This is a genomic window from Lysinibacillus sp. NPDC093190 (assembly GCF_050280425.1).
GTDB lineage: Bacteria > Bacillota > Bacilli > Bacillales_A > Planococcaceae > Lysinibacillus.
Genome location: NZ_JBNNVG010000010.1, coordinates 59,808 through 84,326 on the forward strand (window position 1 = coordinate 59,808; position 24,519 = coordinate 84,326).

At 35.2% G+C, this 24,519-nt stretch carries 31 protein-coding genes; 25 read left to right on the forward strand and 6 right to left on the reverse strand.

Annotated features, from left to right (window positions below; all coding sequences use genetic code 11):
• Positions 1 to 134: 134 nt before the first annotated feature.
• Positions 135 to 410: a hypothetical protein gene (locus ACQKOF_RS10195; RefSeq protein ID WP_427556240.1), complete on the reverse strand. Its 276-nt coding sequence runs from the start codon at positions 408 to 410 to the stop codon at positions 135 to 137.
• Complete coding sequence (locus ACQKOF_RS10200; RefSeq protein ID WP_427556243.1) at positions 397 to 534, reverse strand: hypothetical protein; 138 nt, start codon at positions 532 to 534, stop codon at positions 397 to 399. The genes ACQKOF_RS10195 and ACQKOF_RS10200 overlap by 14 nt, the downstream gene beginning before the upstream one ends.
• Positions 535 to 719: 185 nt before the next feature.
• On the opposite strand from ACQKOF_RS10200, the gene ACQKOF_RS10205 reads away from it, so the two are divergent.
• Both ACQKOF_RS10205 and ACQKOF_RS10210 read left to right on the forward strand, forming a co-directional pair.
• On the forward strand, positions 720 to 1,595 hold the full coding sequence (locus ACQKOF_RS10205; RefSeq protein ID WP_427556245.1) for a radical SAM/SPASM domain-containing protein: 876 nt from the start codon (positions 720 to 722) through the stop codon (positions 1,593 to 1,595).
• 103 nt (positions 1,596 to 1,698) lie between these two features.
• Positions 1,699 to 2,481, forward strand: a complete 783-nt coding sequence (locus ACQKOF_RS10210; protein WP_427556432.1) for a DUF7225 domain-containing protein — start codon at positions 1,699 to 1,701, stop codon at positions 2,479 to 2,481.
• Between the two features lie 31 nt (positions 2,482 to 2,512).
• Here the strand turns inward: ACQKOF_RS10210 and ACQKOF_RS10215 are convergent, their stop codons facing one another.
• Complete coding sequence (locus tag ACQKOF_RS10215; RefSeq protein WP_142510121.1) at positions 2,513 to 2,902, reverse strand: helix-turn-helix domain-containing protein; 390 nt, start codon at positions 2,900 to 2,902, stop codon at positions 2,513 to 2,515.
• 214 nt (positions 2,903 to 3,116) lie between these two features.
• On the opposite strand from ACQKOF_RS10215, the gene ACQKOF_RS10220 reads away from it, so the two are divergent.
• Positions 3,117 to 3,752, forward strand: coding sequence for a restriction endonuclease subunit S (locus ACQKOF_RS10220; protein WP_427556247.1), 636 nt, complete (start codon positions 3,117 to 3,119; stop codon positions 3,750 to 3,752).
• Between the two features lie 90 nt (positions 3,753 to 3,842).
• Here the strand turns inward: ACQKOF_RS10220 and ACQKOF_RS10225 are convergent, their stop codons facing one another.
• Complete coding sequence (locus ACQKOF_RS10225; protein ID WP_427556249.1) at positions 3,843 to 5,516, reverse strand: ribonuclease J; 1,674 nt, start codon at positions 5,514 to 5,516, stop codon at positions 3,843 to 3,845.
• 194 nt (positions 5,517 to 5,710) lie between these two features.
• On the opposite strand from ACQKOF_RS10225, the gene ACQKOF_RS10230 reads away from it, so the two are divergent.
• Positions 5,711 to 6,475 (forward strand): DUF2935 domain-containing protein, encoded by a 765-nt coding sequence (locus tag ACQKOF_RS10230; RefSeq protein ID WP_427556252.1) that lies wholly within the window; start codon positions 5,711 to 5,713, stop codon positions 6,473 to 6,475.
• Between the two features lie 369 nt (positions 6,476 to 6,844).
• Here the strand turns inward: ACQKOF_RS10230 and ACQKOF_RS10235 are convergent, their stop codons facing one another.
• Entirely contained in the window at positions 6,845 to 7,339 is a 495-nt protein-coding gene (locus tag ACQKOF_RS10235) for a L,D-transpeptidase family protein (protein ID WP_427556255.1), read from the reverse strand.
• 272 nt (positions 7,340 to 7,611) lie between these two features.
• Between ACQKOF_RS10235 and ACQKOF_RS10240 the strand changes: the two genes are divergently transcribed.
• From ACQKOF_RS10240 to ACQKOF_RS10260, 5 genes are all read left to right on the forward strand, one after another.
• Complete coding sequence (locus ACQKOF_RS10240; protein WP_427556257.1) at positions 7,612 to 7,845, forward strand: hypothetical protein; 234 nt, start codon at positions 7,612 to 7,614, stop codon at positions 7,843 to 7,845.
• Between the two features lie 44 nt (positions 7,846 to 7,889).
• Positions 7,890 to 8,102: a hypothetical protein gene (locus tag ACQKOF_RS10245; RefSeq protein ID WP_387085251.1), complete on the forward strand. Its 213-nt coding sequence runs from the start codon at positions 7,890 to 7,892 to the stop codon at positions 8,100 to 8,102.
• A gap of 15 nt (positions 8,103 to 8,117) precedes the next feature.
• A complete protein-coding gene (locus ACQKOF_RS10250) occupies positions 8,118 to 8,315 on the forward strand; it encodes a gamma-type small acid-soluble spore protein (protein WP_387085156.1) in 198 nt (65 codons plus the stop codon).
• Positions 8,316 to 8,441: 126 nt separating this feature from the next.
• Positions 8,442 to 8,612 (forward strand): cysteine-rich CWC family protein, encoded by a 171-nt coding sequence (locus ACQKOF_RS10255; protein WP_427556261.1) that lies wholly within the window; start codon positions 8,442 to 8,444, stop codon positions 8,610 to 8,612.
• Between the two features lie 124 nt (positions 8,613 to 8,736).
• Positions 8,737 to 9,318, forward strand: coding sequence for a DUF305 domain-containing protein (locus ACQKOF_RS10260; protein WP_427556263.1), 582 nt, complete (start codon positions 8,737 to 8,739; stop codon positions 9,316 to 9,318).
• 71 nt (positions 9,319 to 9,389) lie between these two features.
• Here ACQKOF_RS10260 and ACQKOF_RS10265 read toward each other — a convergent pair whose 3' ends face one another.
• Positions 9,390 to 9,986, reverse strand: a complete 597-nt coding sequence (locus ACQKOF_RS10265) for a metallophosphoesterase family protein (RefSeq protein WP_427556266.1) — start codon at positions 9,984 to 9,986, stop codon at positions 9,390 to 9,392.
• A 313-nt stretch (positions 9,987 to 10,299) separates the two neighbouring features.
• Here ACQKOF_RS10265 and ACQKOF_RS10270 point away from each other — a divergent pair, with 313 nt between their 5' ends.
• The 16 genes from ACQKOF_RS10270 to ACQKOF_RS10345 all read left to right on the forward strand — a co-directional run bounded on the left by ACQKOF_RS10270 (position 10,300) and on the right by ACQKOF_RS10345 (position 24,214).
• The gene (locus ACQKOF_RS10270; protein WP_427556269.1) at positions 10,300 to 11,796 is read left to right on the forward strand and encodes a class I adenylate-forming enzyme family protein; all 1,497 of its coding nucleotides are present in this window, start codon (positions 10,300 to 10,302) and stop codon (positions 11,794 to 11,796) included.
• A gap of 483 nt (positions 11,797 to 12,279) precedes the next feature.
• Entirely contained in the window at positions 12,280 to 12,735 is a 456-nt protein-coding gene (locus ACQKOF_RS10275) for a TlpA family protein disulfide reductase (RefSeq protein ID WP_427556272.1), read from the forward strand.
• A 35-nt stretch (positions 12,736 to 12,770) separates the two neighbouring features.
• On the forward strand, positions 12,771 to 13,169 hold the full coding sequence (locus tag ACQKOF_RS10280) for a hypothetical protein (protein ID WP_427556274.1): 399 nt from the start codon (positions 12,771 to 12,773) through the stop codon (positions 13,167 to 13,169).
• A 6-nt stretch (positions 13,170 to 13,175) separates the two neighbouring features.
• Positions 13,176 to 13,688, forward strand: coding sequence for a MauE/DoxX family redox-associated membrane protein (locus tag ACQKOF_RS10285; RefSeq protein WP_427556277.1), 513 nt, complete (start codon positions 13,176 to 13,178; stop codon positions 13,686 to 13,688).
• Positions 13,685 to 14,158, forward strand: coding sequence for a hypothetical protein (locus ACQKOF_RS10290; protein ID WP_427556279.1), 474 nt, complete (start codon positions 13,685 to 13,687; stop codon positions 14,156 to 14,158). Before ACQKOF_RS10285 ends, ACQKOF_RS10290 begins: the two co-directional genes overlap by 4 nt.
• Entirely contained in the window at positions 14,149 to 14,541 is a 393-nt protein-coding gene (locus ACQKOF_RS10295) for a hypothetical protein (protein ID WP_427556281.1), read from the forward strand. Before ACQKOF_RS10290 ends, ACQKOF_RS10295 begins: the two co-directional genes overlap by 10 nt.
• A 122-nt stretch (positions 14,542 to 14,663) precedes the next feature.
• Positions 14,664 to 14,822, forward strand: a complete 159-nt coding sequence (locus tag ACQKOF_RS10300; RefSeq protein WP_427556284.1) for a hypothetical protein — start codon at positions 14,664 to 14,666, stop codon at positions 14,820 to 14,822.
• A gap of 51 nt (positions 14,823 to 14,873) precedes the next feature.
• Entirely contained in the window at positions 14,874 to 15,032 is a 159-nt protein-coding gene (locus tag ACQKOF_RS10305; protein WP_427556286.1) for a hypothetical protein, read from the forward strand.
• A gap of 50 nt (positions 15,033 to 15,082) precedes the next feature.
• Positions 15,083 to 15,241, forward strand: a complete 159-nt coding sequence (locus ACQKOF_RS10310) for a hypothetical protein (RefSeq protein ID WP_427556289.1) — start codon at positions 15,083 to 15,085, stop codon at positions 15,239 to 15,241.
• Positions 15,242 to 15,333: 92 nt separating this feature from the next.
• Entirely contained in the window at positions 15,334 to 17,145 is a 1,812-nt protein-coding gene (locus tag ACQKOF_RS10315; RefSeq protein WP_427556291.1) for an ABC transporter ATP-binding protein, read from the forward strand.
• A 435-nt stretch (positions 17,146 to 17,580) separates the two neighbouring features.
• The gene (locus tag ACQKOF_RS10320) at positions 17,581 to 18,567 is read left to right on the forward strand and encodes a C39 family peptidase (protein ID WP_427556294.1); all 987 of its coding nucleotides are present in this window, start codon (positions 17,581 to 17,583) and stop codon (positions 18,565 to 18,567) included.
• A 123-nt stretch (positions 18,568 to 18,690) separates the two neighbouring features.
• Positions 18,691 to 19,920 (forward strand): ATP-grasp domain-containing protein, encoded by a 1,230-nt coding sequence (locus ACQKOF_RS10325; RefSeq protein WP_427556297.1) that lies wholly within the window; start codon positions 18,691 to 18,693, stop codon positions 19,918 to 19,920.
• A complete protein-coding gene (locus tag ACQKOF_RS10330; RefSeq protein WP_427556300.1) occupies positions 19,920 to 20,621 on the forward strand; it encodes an aspartate/glutamate racemase family protein in 702 nt (233 codons plus the stop codon). The genes ACQKOF_RS10325 and ACQKOF_RS10330 overlap by 1 nt, the downstream gene beginning before the upstream one ends.
• A gap of 268 nt (positions 20,622 to 20,889) precedes the next feature.
• The gene (locus ACQKOF_RS10335) at positions 20,890 to 22,038 is read left to right on the forward strand and encodes a DEAD/DEAH box helicase (RefSeq protein WP_427556303.1); all 1,149 of its coding nucleotides are present in this window, start codon (positions 20,890 to 20,892) and stop codon (positions 22,036 to 22,038) included.
• Between the two features lies 1 nt (position 22,039).
• The gene (locus ACQKOF_RS10340) at positions 22,040 to 23,269 is read left to right on the forward strand and encodes an aminopeptidase (protein WP_427556306.1); all 1,230 of its coding nucleotides are present in this window, start codon (positions 22,040 to 22,042) and stop codon (positions 23,267 to 23,269) included.
• 30 nt (positions 23,270 to 23,299) lie between these two features.
• Positions 23,300 to 24,214, forward strand: a complete 915-nt coding sequence (locus ACQKOF_RS10345; RefSeq protein ID WP_427556309.1) for an SGNH/GDSL hydrolase family protein — start codon at positions 23,300 to 23,302, stop codon at positions 24,212 to 24,214.
• The last annotated feature ends 305 nt before the right edge of the window (positions 24,215 to 24,519 follow it).

The window sequence follows — 24,519 nt, forward strand, 5'->3', positions numbered from 1 at the left end:
AAAACAAAAAACTTCTATCTGTTGGTATGGAATATTTTTGCAGATAGAAGTTTTTTGCTCTTTCAAATAAAGGCCTCATCATAATGTGGGGCTGATTTCCGTTCCGGCTGAGCGGGATGAATCTAAACTAAACTTTATTCATTTTTATTTTCATCTAACAAGGGAGATGACTCATTTTCATCTTCACTACTTTCACTATGATTTGAAGATGAATGGATATCGCTGTCGATTACTCTGCTGTCTCTTACTTTTATTCCTTGTTGTCCGCCAGCCTCATCATTATCGTCACCAGCAATACCGCTTCTGCCGTTTCCATCGGCGAATTGGGAGTTTACATTTCTAGTACTGGCGTTTATGGCATTTTGACCGCCTTGGTTGGCATTAGTACCTACATCTTTATTTATCTTCATTCAGGAGAAGATTCCCACCTTCAGCCCTTTGTTCAAAATGGATTTCTTTATTGCCAATATTAATAGTAAGATTGATGGTAATATGATTTTTAGATGGATCCTTTGAATGTTCATTATCAGGCATAATTTTCACCTCCTTCATTTCAGGATTACTATTAAGTTATTAATCTCTCAAGCTTACTTGTTCATGTAGCCCTAAGATGTATAAATAATACGAGGGGAAGGAGACGGAAAAACTGTTCCTTATCGTAAAATTTGTTAAAATGAATAGGATTTGAATATAAGAAGAACTGGAACGGTGAATCAACGTTGAGAACATTTAAAAAGGTTTATATAGAAATAACGAGTGTCTGTAATTTAGCTTGTAGCTTTTGTCCTCCAACTGCTCGTACAAAGGGACTTATTAAAGTGGAACAATTTAATAAAATATTGGATGAAATACGTCCTCATACGAAATATATTTATTTGCATGTAAAAGGGGAGCCGCTATTACACCCACGTATTGATCAGCTGCTTGACGCAGCGCATGAGAAAGGTTTTAAAGTTAATATTACAACGAACGGTACACTGATTAAAAAGAATCATGAAAAGATACTAGGAAAACCAGCCTTACGCCAAATCAATTTTTCTTTGCATAGTTTCGACGGTCATGAGGGATCGGAAAATCGTGAGAAATATTTAGGAGATATTTTGGATTTTGTGCGTGCCTCGAAAGAATATAATACAATTATTTCATATCGTTTATGGAATTTACAAAGGGATCATGTAACGGATATTGCGGCACGAAGAAATCGTGAAACGCTCGAAATTCTAGAAAATGAATATAATCTTGATTATCGCATCGAAGAAAAAGTGCAACCTGGTAAAGGTGTAAAAATCGCTAATAATATTTATTTAAATCAAGATCATGAATTTAAGTGGCCAAGCTTACTGGAGCCTGAGGATGAAGGAAAAGGCTTTTGCCATGCACTCCGAAGCCAAGCTGCTATTTTAGTAGATGGTACAGTAGTGCCGTGCTGTCTAGATGGTGAGGGCGTTATTAATTTGGGGAATGTGAACGAGAAATCCTTCACAGACATTGTTCAAGGTGAACGTGCAAATAATATTGTCGACGGATTTTCACGTAGAGAAGCAGTCGAAGAGCTATGTAGAAAATGTGGCTATCGTCAAAAGTTTGGAATGTAAAAGACAAATCCATTTGGTTTTAGACTAAATGGATTTTTTATATGGATAAAATATGGGATACCCGCATGGTAAAGCAAAAAGGGAGGTATAAGTAATTATGACTATGACTATCTATGAGCAAATAAAAGAAGTACTGGCGGATAAACAGAATCAAATGGTGACACCTGCAGAAGTGAAAGAAGAGCTACAAAGGAAATTTAATACCAATCCAGGAAGTGTCATTTTATCGGACTATTGTTACAATCGCTATAACAAAGGGATTCTTTTCCAAAAACATTTATTTCAATACATTACAAAAAGCACTTACAAATACATAGGGGAAAATTTCGCATATACGGGTCTTATATTTCACAAGCCACAAAAACAGAGTGGTGAGCAAATCGTAGGAGAATGGCGAAACGGTGTAAAAGTACTTTATGACGAACCTATAAATACAACGGAGTCATTAAATATTGTTAGTACTAATCAAATCGTTAAATTATACGAGGATTATAATGAGATATTAAAGTATGAAATGAGCCTACTTGGCTGCAAACCTACAGAATTACGTCATTTAATTGGCCGAATTGGAGAGTTTTTATGTGCAATCGTTACAAAAGGAAGTCTTTCTAGACAGACGAATCAGCATGGATTTGATGTCATCAGTAACGGGAAAAGAATAAGTGTGAAAACGACAGCACAAAGTACAGGTTTTATTACGTTAAATCAAAATACATTTAACGAATTTGATGAAGTCTTCGTTGTACAATATAGTAATGATGATTTTAATATTATATACTTCGGGCCAAAGGAGCCAATTCAAAATATTGCTAGAAAATATGAAAATAAATACGAGGTGGAAATTAGTCGCATTAAAGCAGTGTATCAAGAGTTTTCAAAAAAATAATTTGTAGCTAGCCGTCAAAACAGCTCCAACGTCATTGACTATTGGAGCTGTTTTTCTTTGATTGTGAATCAATAGTATCTAAAAAATCCTTCGTAATGCGTACTACGTATTTTACCTCGTCTAAATTGCGCTCCCTTAATACTGATCGATGTATGTCAAGCACAAGGTTCTTTTCTTCAATATCAGTAACACCAGATAATTTTTGAAAATTAAAAAGCTCCTCAGGGGCAATGTCTAATGCTTTCATCAGCGTTTCTAAAGTGCTTAAAGTGATATTAGATTGCCCGTGTTCAATGTTTGAGATTCGTCCTTTACTAAAACCGAGTTTCCCCGTTTTTTCTGCTACTTCTTCCTGACTAAGCCCCTTGGAAACCCTAATAATACGGAGTTGTTCACCTACTAGCTTTAAAAAGTCTGACATATGATTCACCTCTATGTAAAAAGCTAGTGAAAAACATTAAAAATGCCTATACCATTATAGTGGTATAATAGAGATAATGTTACATTAAAATGGTACAATAATTGGTAGTAAGTTTTTTATTGAGAAAAAAGACTTATGCAAAATAGTGTTGATGATTCTTCAGTAGCTTGTTTTAGGGTATAACTAATTAAGTTAAGGATTGGAGGATTCAGGCATGGTAAGGCGTTATCGATTAGATGAGGTTGCTATAATAAAAGAGGGGAAAATAGTACCGAGGAAAAAGTATTTTACGAACGTCGGAGTACCCCTAATTACAGCAGGAAATTTAAAAAAGTTAATGCAAGATGGTGATATCGAACAATTACCAAAAGTTAATATTACATTTAAAAAACATTTTAAGTGTGCACCAGTACCAGCTAAAACCATCATTCTTACTAAAGCTAATTTGAAGGACAAAAATAAATATATTTATCAATGTGAAACTGAAATATGTATTGCAAATGATATCGTCGCAATTATTCCAAATGAAACAATTATTTTAAGTGATTATTTATTACACTTTCTCAGATGGTATCAAATTAATAAAGAATGGCACCATTTGTACCATATATCCATTGATATTCCGATGATAGATATCCAACATAGAAAGGTGCAAATTTTAAATAAGATTCAGCTTTTATTAAAAAATAAAGAGTCTTTGATAACAGCAGTAGAGGGGCTACCACAGCATTTTGACAATTTTTCAATGCAAATAGAAAATCACTCCAATAGTTTACATCATGGGTTTAATCAGGCTCAGCATATTTACAATATTATGCTACACAAAATTTTCAAAGGTGAGCTTAAATAAAATTGCACAATCCATAAACAGTTCTTCATCCTCGCTGGAATCGGATAATATTTAGTCGGTGTAAAGGAAAGAAACCTTACACCGACTTTTTTAAATTTCGATAATTATAGGTAAAATCATTGGTTTTCTTTTTGTTTGTGAAAATAGATATTGACCGACAGCTCTTTTGATTTCTCTTCTTAAGACATGTATTTGCTGCTTACTTTCTTCCTGAAGCTCATTTACCGTTTCTTTGACGAGACTATTTACTTTAGTTAAAAGCTCCTCAAAGTTTTTGGCATAAACATAGCCTCGCGAAATTGTATCTGGTTCTGAAATAAAGGTACCATCTACCTTATTAAGCGTTATAACGATAACAAGCATACCGTCTTCTGAAAGCTGTTTGCGATCTCGTAAGACAACTCCTTCGACTTCACCGATACCAATACCATCGACATACGTATCACCTGAAGGAATTTTACGTGTTTGCCTAGCTATTGAATTTTCAATATCAACAACATCTCCATTTTTCATGATAAACGTATGCCCTCTTTTGACACCAACGGACTCAGCTAGCAAACGATGCTGATGTAACATACGGAATTCACCATGAATCGGAATGAAAAATTTAGGCTTCATTAGTGTAAGCATTAGTTTTAAATCTTCCTGATAGCCATGACCTGAAACGTGCATACCTGTTTGACTAGCGGAACCATAGATAACATTCGCACCTAACTGGAACAAATTGTCAACGATCCGTGAAACACCCTTCTCATTCCCTGGAATAGGGGATGAGGCTAAAATAATTGTGTCATCAGGTAAAATTTTCACTTCGCGATGATTTCCACTGGCTAAGCGAGAGAGTGCAGCTAATGGCTCACCCTGACTACCCGTACATAGTACAACAACTTCTTCAGGTGGAAAATATTTCACCTCGCGTGCATCAATTAACAGATCCTCTGGAACGTTTAAATAGCCTCGCTCAAGTGCAACATCTACAACATTCACCATACTACGGCCAAGTAATGCAAGCTTTCTATTTGCAGTAATCGCTGCATTTACAATTTGCTGTATGCGATTAACATTAGAAGCGAAAGTAGAGATAACGATTTTACGCTCGGCATGTAAAAATGCATCTTCAATATGATTACCGACAAGCTTCTCTGAAGGAGTTAACCCAGGTCGTTCGGCATTCGTACTTTCAGAGATCAGAACTAGTACGCCTTCTGAACCTATCTCAGACATCTTATGAATATCTGCAAACTGATTATTGACAGGCGTTAAATCAAATTTAAAATCGCCAGTGTGTACTACATTTCCTTCAGGTGTATTAATAACGATTCCTAAGCAATCAGGTATACTATGGCTTGTTCTAAAGAAACTAACATCGACTTGTCCGAAATTTAATGATGAATCGGAATGAATTTCTATTAATTCTGTCTCTCTTAAAAGCTTATGCTCTTTTAGCTTTAGCTCGATTAACCCAAGAGTAAAACGTGTCGCATAAATAGGGACATTTATTTTTTTTAGCAGATAAGGAATACCACCGATATGATCCTCATGTCCATGTGTCACAATTAATCCTTTGATTTTCTCTTTATTTTCCAGTAAGTACGTAATATCAGGAATTATTAAATCGATACCAAGTAAGCTTTCGTCAGGAAACTTAGCACCACAGTCGATAATTATAATATCATTCCCATACTGTACTACATACATATTTTTGCCAATCTCATTAATGCCACCTAAGGCGAAAATCGATAATGTATTGTCTTTTGTTGACAAGCATATTCCCTCCTAAATTTTTGGTTAATTTGCATGTACCTTTAATGAAATTTTGTTTCGTTGCTTCAGCATTATGTAGTATAGCTTTAAGCGTTTCATCCTATACGAAAAGACAATTTGAGGTTAAGCATTAATATTAGATTTTCAAGAAGAATAGAATAGAGGAACGTATAGAATAAAGGGGATGTGCCTGGTTGTCTAATTACTTACAGCATGCGATGTTTGAACATAAGTTTTGGCTAAGGATACTAAAAGATCATTCTCAATTTATTCATGATTCATTGTATCCATCGGAAACAGAGGATATTAAAAGAGCGAGTTCATTTATTCTTCAATTTTCTCAACTTCTTGCCTATGTTAATTCGATAGATGCCAATAATGCGGTTTCCTTCTCACTTACAGTCGATGAAGCTGTAGAACAACTAAAGCAATTTAAATTTTATTTGCTTAGAAAGCAGTTAACGGGAAATGTTAATATTCATCTACCACCTACCTTTATTAATCATATGGTGAATGAACTAGAGGAGTATCAAAATGTACTGAGCTATTTGAAGAAGGGGGAAGTCCCACCAATCTTTCATGAGCTACATCATCACTTACTCTGGCTATTAGATGCATCAGGACATGCAGGTATCATTCATGACGATTTGGATGGTGTAGAAAGAAGATTGAGGCAAAAAAGTACTATCTTTGCCCAACATTTTGAAGAATTTTATTTAAAAGCAGTGGAGCTTACAGGATATTTGCGTTCAAATATAAACTCATTCCCCGCATTAACTCGCTTTAATCATGATGTGGATATAGAAATGGGGTTATTCAAAACTTTTTTACGGGAGTTAGAGGAGATGGAGTTAAGTGCAGAAGTATTAGGAACATTTACAGCTCTGATGGCGGATCATATGCTAAGAGAGGAGCAATACTATTTATCGAAGCTTGCACAATCTAGAGGTGAAGGTTAATTTCACTAAAGAGGTCTCTTTAGTAAAGTGAGAGGTTGATTTCCGTTCCGATTGGCGCTTCGCTGCAGGGTCTCATCTGTGACGCCTCCACTCCAATCAATCACTTCACATAGCATGTTCTGGCACGTGTATTCTGTCCAATTATGGTAAGTGGCCATAGCGTTCATTTTTGAAATGTAGGTATAAATAGTGATGGCAATCTGAGGTTTTCAGGTTGCCTTTTTTATTCCGATAAATCAGCATAATGTACCGATAAAACTAAAAAACATTCCAATAAAATCTTAGGAATGTTTTTAGTCTGAATTTTAATGATTAAGCGCCTAACTTAAATGAGTGGAGGCTACTCGGCTTCACTCACGTTGTTGAATTTTAAGGATGGATAAAAACTCCGGTGCCGATTGGGACAATGCTTGCAAGCTCTTCGACATCCTTATTATGCATACGAATACAGCCACGTGAAACGGCATGACCAATAGAGCTAGGATCATTCGTTCCATGAATTCCATAATGCTCTTTAGATAAACTCATCCACATTGTCCCAAACGGACCGCCGGGATTTGGATCCTTATTAATGATTATAAAATTGCCAGTAGGTGTACCATGTAGTATTCTACCAACTGCAATGGGGTATTGCTTTTGAAGAATGTTATCCTTATACAACCGTAGCCATCGATTTTCAGTAGAAATATCTATTCTATAAGGAATAGTATTTGGATTGGGAAATCCAGGTATAACAATTTGTAGTCCTATATAAAGTACATTCGGATCTAATCCGGGATTAGCAGCCATTATGGACGACAACGGTGTACGATAATTTCTAGCTATTTGGGCCAAGGTTTCGCCTGCTTTAACTGTATGGATCAAATTTATCACCTCCAATACAATAAGGATCATCACCAAAAATTAGGTATGCAATGATATATGTTGATTGGAATGGAGACTGGATGCCCCTAGGAAAACGCCCAACCGGAACGGAAAGCATCCCTACATTATGGTGACGTGCATAAAAAATACTTTAATACAGGGTATGCTGCAGCTATAAAAAAAACCTTTAATATTTTCATAAGGATAGCAACTGCAGTTAGTTGGATATGATAAGCAGTAACAAACCATATCCAGTAATCGAGGAGTTATTTATGAAAGAATTTAAAATTACTTATTTTTTTGATGAAATGCATTATATCCGGAGATTTATCCATATCGAATCACAGGAAAAAGCAGAGGCATTAGTTCGAAGCGAACGAGATCAATATCTATCCTTTACAGATAGTAGAGGGATGTATCATGAGCTGCATACAAGACATGTTCGGGTCATTCAAATATCTGAATATCACCGCATCGATAAAAGTTCGAAAGCGAAAGGCACATGATTTGTCCAACATTGCACATGCTATAAGTAAAGGAGTGAGCAATGATGGATATAGAAAAAATAATACCACATGAGAAAAAAATGTTTATGAACTTAGCAAGTAAGGATAAGCCAGACATGGTTGAATCAGATAATATAAGTCTTTTCGATTTACACGAAGATATGCAAACGGTTGATCCTATACCGGTAAGGGAACTCAATAAAAAAGTAGAACGTGAAGGCGATGAATTGATCGAATTGCAGCCTGATGAATTATAGGAGGTAGGGATTTTCATGACTGACCATAACGAAGCACAGTTTACTTCTGCTGGTACGGATATTAATGAAGTGAAAAGACAAAATGCAGAAGGTGGTTTATCTTACAATGAAGTGAAAAAACTGCTAGCCCAAAGAGGTGGGGCTGGTACAGGAATATATAGTGATACAGATGTTGAAGAAGTAAAGCAAGAGATTCATGGGAAAAAGCAATAAGCTATCTGGGTAGGAGTATAAAATTATGTACTCCTCCTTTTATTTCGAAAGCGCAATTGGGATGGAAAAATCACTGATTAAAATTCCACTTTATTTTACAATGAGTACATGTAAGGAGGTGTACAAATGGAGGAAAAACGTTGTCCGTTATGTGGACAAGATAATCATTGTGGGGTTGTAAATGGGCAAAAGGATTGCTGGTGTATGACAGAAAGTTTTCCAGAGGGAATTTTGGAAGAAGTACCCCGCAATCGATGTATTTGTCAAAATTGCTTGGATACATATAAAAAAGATTAATCGTTTAATATTAGACCTTAAAAATACTTCATTAGCTGTTACGAAACAATAAAGATCATTTGGTACAATTGTCTACCGCACAACAACCTATCGGACATATATTACTCTGAAAGGAGTGTGTCTAATGACTAAAACAGTTGTACTCAGTAATGTAACAAAGGCTTATTTAGAGGAAAACCAAAGGATCCTCGATAAAATGATGCAGGGCATGACCTATGTGACCATTACATGTAGTATTTCAGAAAATTTTATTAAGCAAATATTACCGCATCAAGTAGCTGCTATTAAATTATCGGAAAATGTTTTGCGATACACCACAAATATACTTGTACAAAATCTCGCATTAGAAATAATAAAAACAAGTACGGAAACTGTTGAATGCCTCGAAGCGATACAAAATAGATGCTGTATCGTACAAAACTCGGAATGTGAATTGTACGAATATATGTGTGCGTATAAAGAAATTACCGGGGTTATGTTCCAAGCAATGAGCTTACCGCCAGTTTCCAATAATATTAATATAAACTTTCTTCGAACAATGATTGTTCATCATCAGGCAGGTGTTCGACTAGCGCAAAACGTTTTAAGGTTCTGTATTTGCCAAGAATTAATACCGATCCTTCGAAATATGATTCAAACTATGTGCGATCGTATTTGTGAAATGGAAAAATTACTAGATGCTTTAAAGGATTGTGAAAATTGCTAGTTTAAAAAACGCTAGAGTCGAAGTCGACTTTAGCGTTTTTTGTGACTACGATGTATAACAGCGAAATGCCATCAAACATTCTCAACGGCAGGAGCGCACATAAATGTTACTGTTCGTTTATTACTATCGTAAAGACACCACTCACGGTGATCAACAACTGATCCAACATTGATACCGTACTGCTTTTCTTGTAGTGCGATTGGTTGGCCAAAGCGAATGCGAATAGGTAACTTTTTATTGCGATGATAAAGACCTGATTCATGACTATGTCCAAAGAAAAGAAGTGATTTTTTGAATGGCGGAAATGTAGGCTGCCACGTCACACTCCATTGAAATTGATGTCCATGTATAAGTGTTGCACCATCAATCTCCATTGTTTCAGGTAGTTCTGTAAAACGTTCGATGCCAGTGACACGTGTAATCCGCTCTTCCTGATTGCCGTGAATTGAGGGGAATGTTAGTAAATTTTCAAAATCATTTTCTACTATTGCAGCTTTTTGTAGCGGTATACCCGACAATGTTTGTGCCTTTTTCTTGCTTACAGTACATTCATATAAATCACCTAATCCCAATACTTTTGCATCTTTCGCAGTTTGCTGAATATGGGCTAGAACTGCCTTCGTATCTTCTATATTAGAATGTAAATCTCCTAAAAGCGCGTACAGCATTTTTTATCCAGCCTTTCCTAAAGATCGTTATACAAATATCATACACCTAACAGAAATTGATAGAAAAGTAAAATGTATAAGTATATTTGGTTACATATCGATCATATTTTGGTTCATCGCCATAGCGTAAGCTGATTTCTGTTCCAACTTGCGCTCTAGGCCTCATACTTTTTTATGTATAGAAAAATTGCCAACTTTTTCATAGATTGATAAAATATAATTGTAATTTTCTGAATTTTCTTATTGCAGTTTAATTTATGGTGATTCTACATGGTGTGAGGGTAATGAATATGAAAGATTTGGGGGGCTTATGATGACGATGTTAATGACAGATATTCTACAAAAATATGCTATGCAGCAACCAAAAGGGATTGCAACGGTATACGATGGGACAAAGCTAAATTATAGTGAATTTTATAAAAGTGCAGAAAAATTCGCAGCGTACTTACAAGAGCAAGGCTTTGAAAAAGATGATGTAATTGCATTATATACGCTCAATTCAGATTTATTTTTAATTGCTTATATCGGTGTTCAGTTAGCGGGCTATGTTGTCATGCCCATTAATACAAAACTAGCAGCTCCAGAGGTCGAATTTATTTTTAATCATTCAGAAGCTAAAGGACTTATTTATGATGAAAGGTTAGAGGATGTACTCGCAACTATTGCGTATCCATTTCAACATATTATAGGTTTCAAAGAAATGAAAGAAGTGATTAAAAACTATCCAGGTCAAAGAAAAGCTGTCAAATTGGAGCCTCATGATGCTGCTGTTGTTATGTATACTTCTGGTACTACAGGTAAACCGAAAGGAGTAATGCTAACTCATCAAAATGTTGTATCAACTGCAGATATATGGTCGTCATCAATGGATATGACCAATGAGGATAGAATGTTTGTTTGTACGCCTTTATTTCATTGTGCAGGTCTTCATGTTTTTGCGATGCCGATGTTTTATAAAGGAGGTACGATGGTTATAGAAGAGGCTTTTTCATCGACAAACACATTAGAACAGCTTGCCGCTACAGCTGCGACAATTTTCTTTGGAGTTCCGTCAATGTATACAATTATTTTAAACACACCTAACTTTAAGGAACATACATTTAAAAATTTACGTTTATTATGTTACGGAGCGGCACCGATGCCTTATGAGCTTGTTAAGCAAGTGAAGGAGGCATTCCCTAATGTGAAAGTACAAAACCTGTATGGACAAACTGAAAATTCCCCTGCGGCCACTTCCCTTTTAGATGCCGATGCATTGACAAAGATTGGATCAGTAGGAAAACCATTAGCACAAACAGAAGTCCGTGTTGTTGATAGCTTTGGTGAAACTGTGCCAGCAGGTGAGGTAGGAGAAATTTGTGTCAAAGGACCACAAGTCATGAAAGGTTATTTACGTAATCTTGAAGAAACAGCTAGAGCAATTAAAGGTGGCTGGCTCTATTCAGGAGATTTAGGACGTTTTGACGAGGAAGGCTATCTCTATATTGTAGATCGTAAAAAGGATATGATTATTCGAGGTGGCGAAAATATTTATCCTATCGAGATCGAAGAGGTTTTATATCAACTGCCAGAAATTTTAGAGGCAGCTGTTGTAGGTTTACCACATGAAGTGTATGGCGAAGTCCCGAAAGCATTTGTCGTATTGAAGGAAAGCAAGTCTTCAGATGAAGAAGCGATTTTGGCTTATTGTCGGACTCAGCTTGCAAAATATAAAGTGCCACATGAAATTGAATTTTTAACTGAATTGCCACGTAATGCTTCAGGTAAAGTTTTGAAACATACATTGCGTCCAAGAGTAAGCACACCTTAAACTAAAACATGTAAAACGGTTTATGAAACTCGAAAGTAGCAAACATAGTAATACCTTGATCGGACGCACCCTGAATTTAGAGATGCTATTGTGTCACCTATAGAGGGTATATGAAGATCAATTAGGCCTATAAAAGCAAATATTATAGATGAAAGGAAAACGCTATGTTCCAATAGGATCATAGCGTTTTTTTATGTAGAAAATATCAATTTTGTCTATAATTTAGAACCTTTTCTTTATCATACTGAATATTCAATATTATCCTTATATATTTTGAGGTATTGTTCGCTATAGATAAATATTAAAAAGAACTTATAATTATTATTGAAAATATTTCCATGGTTATGCTATACTAAAATTGATTATATTGGAAATTATTGAACTAACTAGAAACGACAGAATTTAATTTTTCAGAAAATTATTGTAATTATATGTAATGTTTAGGTATAATTGGTAATAATAAGTCGAATTAAGAGGTGCCTTATGAATGACAACAATTTACGTTTTCTAAAACGTTTCGAGGATTTACAGATAGGAGATTATATAAAAAATGGTACTATTGATACCCGTAATAATGTGAAACTATATGATTTCCTAGATGATAATCTCCTAGTTTGCTTTTTTAGTACATCTTGTAAAGGGTGTTTACCAGTTATCGAAGAACTTAAAGATTTTTTAAAGAAGCATCCAAATACAAATTCGATAGTTTTATTTGATAGCCCTGCAGAAAATGTGGAATTTTTACAAAAATTCTATAATGATGATACCAGTGTCTTCAAAATATCTAAGAGAACAATGGAAAGAGAATTTAATGTCTATGGGGTACCGAGTATCTTTCTATTGAATAAATTAGGACAAGTTCTTTATACAGAATTAGGTTATATGGATGGTATGTTTGAACAGCTTGAAAAAACATTATTAAAAATAATACATAGATAGGAGTGTTAGATATTAAAAGTTTAAAGGAAATGTTCATGAACCATAGACATGAAGTTGAAGTTGTAGATGGTATGGAACCGTTAAGTGTTGGTAAGGAATTTCCGTTTTCTTTAGAAGGTTATACCTTCAATAATAAATTTGTTGTTTGTTCTGTATCTTTATATTGTAAAATTTGTATCGATTTATTACCGAAATTAGGAAATATCAGTCAGGGGTTTGCTTTGTTAACAGATGGAACAGAGTTAGATAATGAAGAAATTATTAAAGAGTTTGAATATTCCTTCCCTGTTTTATCCATTGAATACGATTCATTTCATAATTTAATCGTAGAAACTCCGAGTTTGATGCTTGTTGAAACGGATGGGAATATATTGGAGATTGTATCTATTGAAACAATTGAAGAGGTTAATAGTTTTATTGAAGAAAGTAGGTAATTTTAGTTGCATTACTTTACTTTAGTTATTAATTTGACGATATATTGTGTATTTATATCTTCTTTTTACATGAAAATTCAGTCAATATTTAGTACGAGTTGTGAGATCTATTCCTATAATATTTTAAAGAATAGATATCTCGTAAAACTATCTAGTTATATTTTGTTATTAACAGAATTTGTGATTTCCTTGTGCTTTGCTTTTAATTTATTTGGATTTAAAAAGAACATTTTCTGTGCTTTTTTATTAATATTTTTTTGTATAATACTTTTGAAAAAGAGAAAACAAGAGAAAAACACAAAAAGTAGTTGTGGATGCTTCGGAGATATGGAGTTTATGAATAAATATCCTTTATTTAGAAATTTCGTTTTATTAGCGTTACTAATTATTCAATTTTTCTTACCTAATTATGATTTAACATTTAGATTGCAAATAGTTTTATTTTTAATAATATTCATATTAATTATTTTTTACAATTTATTAATCCAAATTAAAAAGTTGAAGGTTAATTACATATGATTGAACTCTCTATTTTATTACTTACTTTAATTCTTTTGTTTGGTTTGTCATGTACTTTTTATATCAAAAGAAAAGCACATGTCAATGATTTAAAAATACTTAAGAATTTCTTCTCAAGCTTAGATTTGAAATTTGATAAAACATTAGAATACAAAATTTTATTCATTAATTATGATTCCATTGATTTTAAAAAATTGGATGAATTTCTCTGTACTACTGAAAATAAATATCATATTTTTCTAAATTCACCTACTTGGTTATTTAATACCAGAAAAGAAAAATGGTTAAATCATTATGTGGTTCATACCAAAAAGACAGATTTTTTGTATGACGATAATTATGAGTTTATTTTATATGACTCTGTAAAAGGTAAATTAACTAAACATTCTAATGCATTAGCAATATTACAATGTATTGAAGCTTTAGAAGATAAAAACTTTAATGTGAAAGGAAAAAAAGCATGGATATAAATTGTCAAATATTAATCGCAGAAAAAGTAGAATTTGATCCTATTGTTAAACAACATACGATTCATAATGTATTAAATAGAGTTTCTGTTCCTACTTTTCCAACAGTATTAATTACATATGTGTATTCTAAATTCATTTTTACAAAAGAAATTTTATTAGAAGATTGTTTATGTGAAATTAAAGTTTCGGATCCTTCAGGTGAAATTGTATATGAAGCTGTATTACCTGACCTTAGTAATTTTAGGTCACCTGAAATGTCACCAGGAATAGATGGAGCGGTTGAAATTAGATTTCCTGTTTATATCAGTGGAAACTATGAATATACTGTTTATGCTAATAATAAAAAGCTATTCAAATATCCGTTATATATAGACGAACAATAAGTTCACCTTTTTGTTACAAGATATACATGGTGGTACACATTTGGTACAACTTGAACTGAAGATGTTTATCAAGGCTGTTGCTAATATGTTCAGAAAATCTGCTCTTAAAGGAGGTGATTAATATGGCATGTCCAGGAGGATGGAATATAGAAAGAAATATAGGTGTTACTTTTTGCCAAGGTTCTTGCGGCGGATCTAAAAGATTAGAATGGCAAAAAAAGGAGTATACATATGCATCGGGGGCAAAATGTACTGCAGATGAATATGTAGGTTGTTGCTAATATGCTCAGAAAGTCTGTTCTAAAAAATTAAATTTAAAGGAGGTGATTAATATGGCATGTCCAGGAGGATGGAATGTAGAAAGAAATATAGGTGTTACTTTTTGCCAAGGTTCTTGCGGCGGATCTAAAAGATTAGAATGGCAAAAAAAGGAGTACACATATGCATCGGGAGTAAAATGTACTGCAGATGAATATGTAGGTTGTTGCTAATATGCTCAGAAAGTCTGTTCTAAAAATTAAATTTAAAGGAGGTGATTAATATGGCATGTCCAGGAGGATGGAATGTAGAAAGAAATGTAGGTGCTACTTTTTGCCAAGGTTCTTGCGGCGGATCTAAAAAATTAGAATGGCAAAAAAAGGAGTACACATATGCATCGGGAGCAAAATGTACTGCAGATGAATATGTAGGTTGTTGCTAATATGCTCAGAAAAATTCTTCTCTAAATTCCTTGGAGAAGAATTTTTTACATATGGAAACGTATCTAAAACAGTGTCTAGCGGAGGTTTTGATATGATTAAGAAAATCATCTATCATAGTAGGATAATAATTTCTGTAACCATAAATACAATTTCAACTTCTCATAAAGTTTCTCCTTTCTATCTTATAATTACATTTTTTCTAACTTTGTTAAAAGGAATTTCCCCTTTAATTTTCATATATTTAACTGAAAAAACAGTTAGTTCACTTATTAATGACCTAAACGATTCGACTATTTCTGCAACACCCTTTTTTTTCATTTTTATGCAGTTTTTATATTTAGTGGTAATGGAAGGCATAAATTATATAGACCGGATAATAAATTTTCGTTTATACCAAAAAATGGAATATTATTTTAATGATGAAACCTTTTCGATTTGTACGAATATTCCGTTAATTTACTATGATGATCTCGATTACTATAATTCATTAGAAAAAGCTACTACAGGAATAGGTAAAGGGTCAGGTGTATATTTACAAGAGGTACGTTCATTTATACAATCAAGTATTACATTTATTGGATTTGTTATAAGTCTTTATGTAATCCATTGGTCTATCGCTCTTTTTTTATTTTTTATAGTCATACTTTTAATAGGAATCAATATATATACATCAAAATCAGATTATGAACAATTCATAAGTCAAATCTTAAAAGCTAGGAAGATAGATTACTTCGAATCATTATTTAAATCTAAAGAGGTTGCAAAGGAATTACGCATTTTTAAACATAGTCCATACTTACTCACAAAATGGAAGGGGCTTTTTTGGCTTGTTAGTGATGAACAATATAGCTTGGAGAAAAAAAATAGTAGGAAGCTATTTACTGTTAGTTTGCTGCATTTTTTTCTGAATTTCGTTTTTTTGAGCTTAATAGGGTTTTATGTTATAACAAAAAAAATTACTATAGGTAAATTTGTAGCTTTATCTCAAGTTCTTTCAAATTCAATAAATATTAGCTATCAACTTGCGTCAGCATTGGGTAAAATTTTTAGAGATTCTCTTACTCTTAATGATTATTACGTATTTAAAGACACTGTGCCATCTGAGAGATCATACTTGGAATATAATAGTGAAATGGAAAATTTTAAAAGTATGCGGGTGGATAATATTTCATTTTCCTATCCCAATCATGAACACCTTGTCTTGAAAAACATCTCATTCGAAATATCTGCTGGAAAGAAGGTGGCTATTGTAGGTAGAAATGGTTCAGGGAAAAGCACATTAGTCAAATGCTTAACAGGCTTATATTCAACCGTAGGTGGGGAAGTTTTAGTAAATGAAGAACCTCTCACTAAAGAAATTAGAGAGAAATTTTTTAGTGCTGTTTTTCAGGATTTTCTAAAATATGAAATGTCGATACATGAGAATATCGCTTTAACTAATGACCTAGATGATGAAATCGAGAATAGACTTTTAAAAGTTATTAAAAGAACTGGAACATCTGATTTATTACATAAGTATGATTTAGAAATAAGTGATAATGTCGGTGCCACTTTGCATGGAAGAGAACTCTCTGGAGGAGAATGGCAAAAAATTGCATTAGGTAGGGCATTGTTTAAAGATAGTCCAATTATTATACTTGATGAGCCAACTGCAGCTTTAGACCCCGTTAGTGAAGCAAAGATTATTGAAGAATTTTTAGATATCTCAATAGGGAAAACTTCAATTTTCGTTACACATCGTTTGGGAAGTTGTATAAATGCGGACGTAATTTTAGTAATGAAAGATGGAGAACTCGTTGAGCAAGGCACTCATGATGAATTGATACTCCTGAATGGAGAATATACAGAACTATTTAATATGCAAGCTAAATGGTATACGCAAAAAGAATTTGAATACAACTAATATCTGTAGTATTTATATTGGATAGATGGGTGATGTAATACAACCACTTCCGGTACCAATTCAAATTCTAGCAGCTACTCCTTTTTGGACTCTAGAATAAACTGAAACTTTTTAAAAAGCATAAAAGAAAATTTAGCTTGCCATAGTAGCAAGCTTTTTTTATTGTCTATACCTTTAAAATACAGTGTCTCTTTGTTTAAAATATAGGTTAACTTAGGTTAACCATACTGAAATATAAGTATTTAATAGTTACTACCTATAGAGGTGGGAGACTTCAGTAGCTGACGCTTTGCTTTCGCTACAGAAAATAATTGCTGAAAGAAGTTAAAATAGGAACGTCTATGAAATTAGCGTATAATAGAGTCTGCGACAAATTGAAATAATATAATAGAATTGAAGTTATTGTCTTCAAACAAGATAGGAGCGGAATTTGTCTTGTGGACGAGGTATAAACGCCTTTTACTAATAGGTATTATGATAATCATGCTACTTTCGAGTTGTAATCCGTTTTCGCAGCTGGAAACACAAAACAAAGGATTAACGGTGTTAACGGTAGAGTTTAATAGTGGTGCACCAATACCTAACCTTTATATAACTGCTACAGATGTAGAGACAGGTGAGGTAGTGGAGGATGCGGTTGGCTCGGAAGAGGGCGAAGCAACATTTTCGAAGCTTATTGCGGGACGGAATTATGCTATGGCTGCAACTACGCTTGAAAATAGTACGAAAAACGATGGTTATACGACAATCGAAAATTTTACATATGATGCGACAAAGCCGTATTATCGATTGGAAACACATTTTTCTAGGGACGAGCAAGAGCTGGATGTACCAGTTGTTATGCAAAATCCTGAACTGCCACATGGCTGTGAAATAACATCGTTAACAGCTGTATTAAATTATTATGGGCTAGATGTTACGAAGCTGGAAATGGCTGATAACTATTTACCAAAGCAAACAATAAGTACTGTAGGCGGACAACGATTTGGTCCAAATCCAGCACAGGCTTTTGCAGGTAATCCCCGTGATAAAGCACACGGTATGTATGTCTTTGCAGCTCCGATTGTCAAAGCCGCAGAGGCAGTAATAGCAGATAAACAGGCAGACTTACGAGTGACAAATATGAGTGGTGCCTCGCAGGACGAAATTTTACAGCTTGTCCGGGAGGGGGTCCCAGTTGTGACATGGGTTACATTGGATTTATCAGAACCAAAAACAAAATTAGCTAAGGGCTGGATCTATGAAGGTGAAACAGTGCCGCATAAAGCGTTTATGAACTTACATGCTGTTGTTTTAACAGGACATTTAGGCGATAAAGTAGTTGTTATGGACCCATTAAAAGGCTTTGTCACTTATAATGTGGATCAGTTTTTTAAAAGCTATAAAGAGTTAGGTGAACAAGCTGTAGCCGTTCATAAATGATTCAAAGAAGAGTTATAAGGAGTACAAGGAAAGTATGTTACACTTATAAAAAAGGCTCGTCACTGGGGATGAAACCCAACGTTATGGTGAGAGCCTAAAAAAAGCTAAAGTGAGTTGAGTAGAATGGCCATTGAGCACACTTTTTTACCGGTTTTATTAGGAGATGAAATGAATGCTTACGGCATGGCAAGAGCATTTTACGAGTCCTATGGCGTTAAACCACTTGCATTAAATCATACGAATATGGAGAAAATACAGCAGAGTGATTTATTAACATTTCGTGAAGTTCCAAGACTCCATATTGAAGAACGCTTTGTCGTTGCGCTAAAGGCCATTGCAGAGGAATTTGCAGGTAAAAAAATGCTTTTATTAGCCTGCGATGAATTTTACGTAAAAAAAATTGTCCAACATAAAGAGGAGCTAGCAGAATATTTTGTAATTCCTTATGTGGATGCTGAACTTGCAAACGAGCTATTGACACGTGAGAGCATGTATGAACTTTGTGCGAAGTTCGGCTTTCATTATCCGGCAATGCATGTTTGCACTGTCAATGACTATGAGGAATTTGACATCCCTTTTGAATATCCAGTTGTCATTAAACCTATGAATATGACAAAGTATGCTACATGTATTTTTCCAGGCAAGAAAAAAGTGTATATTGCAAAAGATAACGACGAAAAGGATGCTATTTTCCATGCTATTTATAAGGAATCTGCATACCGAGATGACTTAATGGTACAGCAATATATTCCTGGTGAAGATGCTCATATGTGCGTCGTAAATGCTTATGTTGGGCAAGATAGAAAGGTAAAGCTGCTATCTGTAGGTAACCCGATTTTAGAGGAGCATTCTCCAGAGGGGATTGGCCGCTATGTAGCCATCATGACAGCATACGATAAAGACTTAATGGACCGCGTGAAATTGTTTCTAGAGGAAATGCGATTCCAAGGCTTTGCCGCGTTTGATATGAAGTATGATGAACGTGATGGTCAATATAAGTTATTAAGTATTGAATTACATAATGAACTTTCAAATTATTATGTGACAGCAAGTGGCTATAATTTAATGCAATATGTTGCGGATGATTTTATCCGCGGAAGCAAGCAACAGCTAACATATGTTCAAAACAAGCATCTTTGGACAATTGTGCCAAATGGTGTCCTCTTTAAATATGTACAAAATGAACAGCTCGTGATTGAAGCGAAAAGCCTTATTCGCCAAGGAATGGCAACGGATTCCGTCTTTAATTATAAGGATATGAATGCGAAGCGTTGGTTGAATATAACGATAGATAATTTAAGCTTTTATCGCCAATATAAGAAATATTTTAACAACAAAGGTCTGTCAAACTAATGAAAAAACAAACTTTAGGTATAATTGGTGGCGTTGGTCCACTTGCAACGATGTTTATCGGTGAAATGATTGTAAGACGTACGAAGGCAACGAAGGATCAGGAGCATCTGCATACAATCATTGATAATGATACGAATATCCCTGATCGTACTGCCTTTATTTTAGATAGTACACAGGAAAATCCTGTACCAGTGATAGTCGCAGATGCCAAAAAGCTTGCTTCTGTTGGGGCAAATGTGATTGCTATTCCATGTAATACGGCGCATACCTTTTATGATGAGATTGTTGAAGGTTCTCCAGTTCCTGTATTACATATGATAAGGGAAACGGCAAAGCGCGCCTCTGATTTAGGGGCAGAGCGTGTAGGTATTTTAGCGACAACGGGTACATTAACCTCACGTATGTATCAAGATGCGTTAGAGGAATTTGGTATAACACCAGTTGTACCAGACGATATGATGAAAGAAAAAGTCATGTCTATTATTTACGATTATGTAAAGGCTGGAAAAGATGTCTCTCAGGAGGACTGGCAGCCGATAGAAGAAGCAATGCTTGCACTTAATTGTGATCGTATCGTATTAGGATGTACTGAATTATCAATCGTCAATCGAGATTTAAAATTAAGTGACAAATATATCGACTCATTAATCGTTTTAGCAGAACGTGCTATATTCGCATGTGGCTATGAAATAGTAGATTAACAATTGAATGAACGAAATAAAAATCTGTTCGCTTTTCGCAGGTAAGTTGTAAACCTTCAAAGAAGCTCAAGTGTCTATGAGGGCTTGAAGGCTGACAAATCCCTTGCATAAGTCGCGCAGATTTTTTTTGATTCGCATACTCAAAATTCGATAGGTGAAACTAAGAAGGCATCACTATAACGATTATATAATGGTTTACGTACTTATGAAGTAGGAAAATGATTAGTGTGTTAAACTAGTGTCAAGTAGATAGAAGGTGGGAAATTACATGTCAGTAATAAATGTATTAAATGAAGATTTACAAGCAAAATGGAAATTTGAAGAGCCGATGAAAATTCAAGAAGAAATGATTCCAGCAATGCTTGAGGGCAAAGATATTGTAGCCGAATCACCGACAGGGTCGGGGAAGACTTTAGCATATGTACTTCCTTTATTAAATAAAGTAAACGGTTCAAAAAAACAAACACAAGGACTTATCGTAGCGCCGTCACAGGAACTAGCAATGCAAATTGTAGAGGTTATCCGTGAATGGACAGCAGGTTCTGATATTACGGTTCAACAACTAATTGGTGGGGCAAACTCTGCACGCCAAATCGAAAAGTTAAAGAAAAAACCGACAATAGTTGTAGGAACACCTGGCCGATTAAATGAATTAGCACGTGCTGGGAAATTAAAGCTAAAAGAAATTGAAACAGTTATTTTAGATGAGTGCGATCAGTTACTAAGTCGTGAATATCGTGTTGTCGTAAAATCCTTTATCGAAAGTGCAGCATTTGGGCGACAAGTAGTTGTTGTTTCAGCAACAATTACGGAGGAAATTGAATTAGTAGCTAGTCGCATGATGTTCGAGCCAGTACGTTTCAAAATTAAACCTGAGGATATGTTAAAGGTTGGTAAAGTTGTACACTCCTTCGTGAAAGTGGAGGAGCGAGATAAAACTGATTTCTTACGCCGACTATCACATACAGAAGGATTACGTGCACTTGCTTTCGTCAACAATATCGATCAATTGCTGATGAAGGAAACGAAATTACAATATCGTTCGGCACCGATTGTGACATTACATTCTGACATGAAGAAGGAAGAACGTAAAAAGGCGTTAGATGCTTTCCGTAAAGGTGATGCGCGTATTTTAATTGCTACAGATATTGCAGCACGTGGTTTAGATATTGAAGGTTTAACACATGTTATTCATGTCGATGTCCCAAGAACAATTGAACAGTATTTGCATCGTTCTGGTCGTACAGGTCGTGCTGGAGCAGATGGTGAAGTATTAACGTTATTATCTTATCGTGATGAAAAAACGTATAAAAAATGGACAAGAGAAATTTCTGCGAAACCTGTACAGAAAGTATGGCATGAAGGCAAGCTAGTGGAGGGTAATTCAAAAACAATTGGACAAAAGCGAGGTAAATAATATGACGTTTGAAGAAAAATTACAAGCATATGCAGAACTTGCGGTAAAAGTCGGTGTCAATATTCAACCAGGGCAATACTTATTAGTTAATACATCAGTGGATGCACTGGATTTTGCCCGTTTAGTTGTGAAAGAGGCTTATAAGGCTGGTGCAGGACGTGTTCATGTTAATCTTTCAGATGATGAAATGGATCGTGCTTACTTTGAGCATGCCTCAGATGAAGAATTTAATCGTTTCCCAGAATGGGTAGTTAAAATGCGTGACGAGGTGATCGAACGTAAAGGAGCACTACTATGGATTGATGCTGCAGACCCTGATAAATTAGCAGGTATTTCAGCAGATCGTCTAGCTACCCATCAAAAGGTATCAGGAGCTGCTCTGAAAAACTATCGCAACGCCGTGATGAAGGATTTAATAGCTTGGTCGATCGTTGCCGTCCCTTCACCAAAGTGGGCATCGAAAGTATTCCCGAACTTAGCAGCTGGGGAACAAGTACCAGCATTATGGGAGGCCATTTTTAAAACTGTTCGTATCGGTGAAGGCAATGCTGTTGAAAACTGGCGTGAACACGTAGTAAATTTAGAATCTCGTGCGGCCCTACTGAACAATAAAAAATATGCAAAGCTGCACTATACAGCGCCAGGTACTGATTTAACAATTGTCTTAGCGCCACAGCATAAATGGCTTACTGGAGGTAGTAAAACGCCAGATGATACTATCTTTATTGCTAATATGCCGACAGAAGAGGTTTATACGTTACCGATGAAACAAGGTGTAAATGGCTATGTAAGCAATACAAAACCATTAGTTTATCAAGGGAATATTATCGATGGCTTTAAACTGACATTTGAAGAAGGAAAAATTGTTAAGGCTGAAGCACAGGTAGGCCATGATTTATTACAGGAGCTTATTAATGTAGATGAAGGCTCTTGCTATTTAGGTGAGGTCGCACTTGTACCGCATGAATCACCAATTTCAGCATCGGAGATTTTATATTTTAATACATTGTTTGATGAAAATGCATCGAACCATTTAGCGATTGGTGAAGCTTATCCAACTTGCTTAGAGGGTGGAAGAGATTTAGAGAACGGACAGCTTGAAGCGTTAGGTGCAAATATTTCAGTTACTCATGAGGACTTTATGATTGGCAGCGGTGAGATGGACATTGACGGTATTTTACCAGATGGAACTGTAGAGCCAATTTTCCGCAAAGGTAGCTGGGCATTTTAAGCTCTTAATATGAAGAAAGGAGTGGGGCAGATGAAACGATTACTAAGCATAATTGGTACAGCAATATTCACGATGGTATTGGGTGTTTCATCTGCATTTACTCAGACTGAAAACTACCTATCAATTGGAGATTCCTTGGCGGCTGGTCAAACGCCTTATCAACAGATCGATACAGGCTACAGTGATTTAATCGCCATGAAATTAGGAATGACTAGGCAATTGAGTTTCTATACGAAGGAGCTCGCTTTCCCAGGCTATACAACAGCTGATGTCTTGAAACGAGTAAAATCAACGGAAGCAAGTGACTTACTAGCTAATGCTACACTTATTACTGTTTCGGCAGGTGCCAACGATTTACTGCGTCTAGTGCAGGCCAATCCAACTGCCGGTACATTAGTCTTTTCACAGCTACAAACGGATTATGCATTAAACATTGCTAGAAAAAATATGGCGGAGATTTTAGAAGAATTGAAAGTGCGGGCACCTAAAGCAAAAGTCTATGTAATGGGCTATTATTTTGCTTATCCAAACACTCACGCTACGCAAAAAGAAGGCACAAATGCACAGCTTGTAAAGCTAAATACGATTTTACAGCTACAGGCAGAGCATGCTGGAGCAGCTTATGTAAACGTCTATGATGCTTTTGGGTTAAATGCAACAAATCTTTTACCTAATATCTCTGATGTACATCCAAATTTTGAAGGCTATCGCCAAATGGCAAATGCATTTTTACATGATTATAGTGGAAGTAAAGCTCTAGCCATTTCTTCAAACGAATTGCCAAAGCCTAACCCTACTTCATTTGAGCAGATTTTAAAACAACTAGCGAAGGCAGAGCAGAAACAAGAAGAAAAAGAAAAGCCAAGCCCTACTGCGTGTGCCATTCAAGGTTTTACAGGATACGTCGCTTTTATGGAGAAGGTAAGAGCTAAAGAATTGTTTTAATAATAATTATTTGTAACAGGGCATCGACAGTGATGCTCTTTTTTATGTTAAATATATATCAAAATATAAGTGACGGATAGAATTGTCGGGGCGACGGAAAGAATCCCTGGAGCGACGGAAATAACCCGAGTGACGGAAGGAATCGTCGGAGTGACGGATAGAATTGTGGGAGTGACGGAAGGAATCGTCGAAGCGACGGATACCTCGACACTTCAGCTCCCCACATTATGATGAAAAACCTTTATCAAACTAATAAAAGGAAAAACAATCAATCTATTAGCCGTGATAAAATGAAATAGACAGGA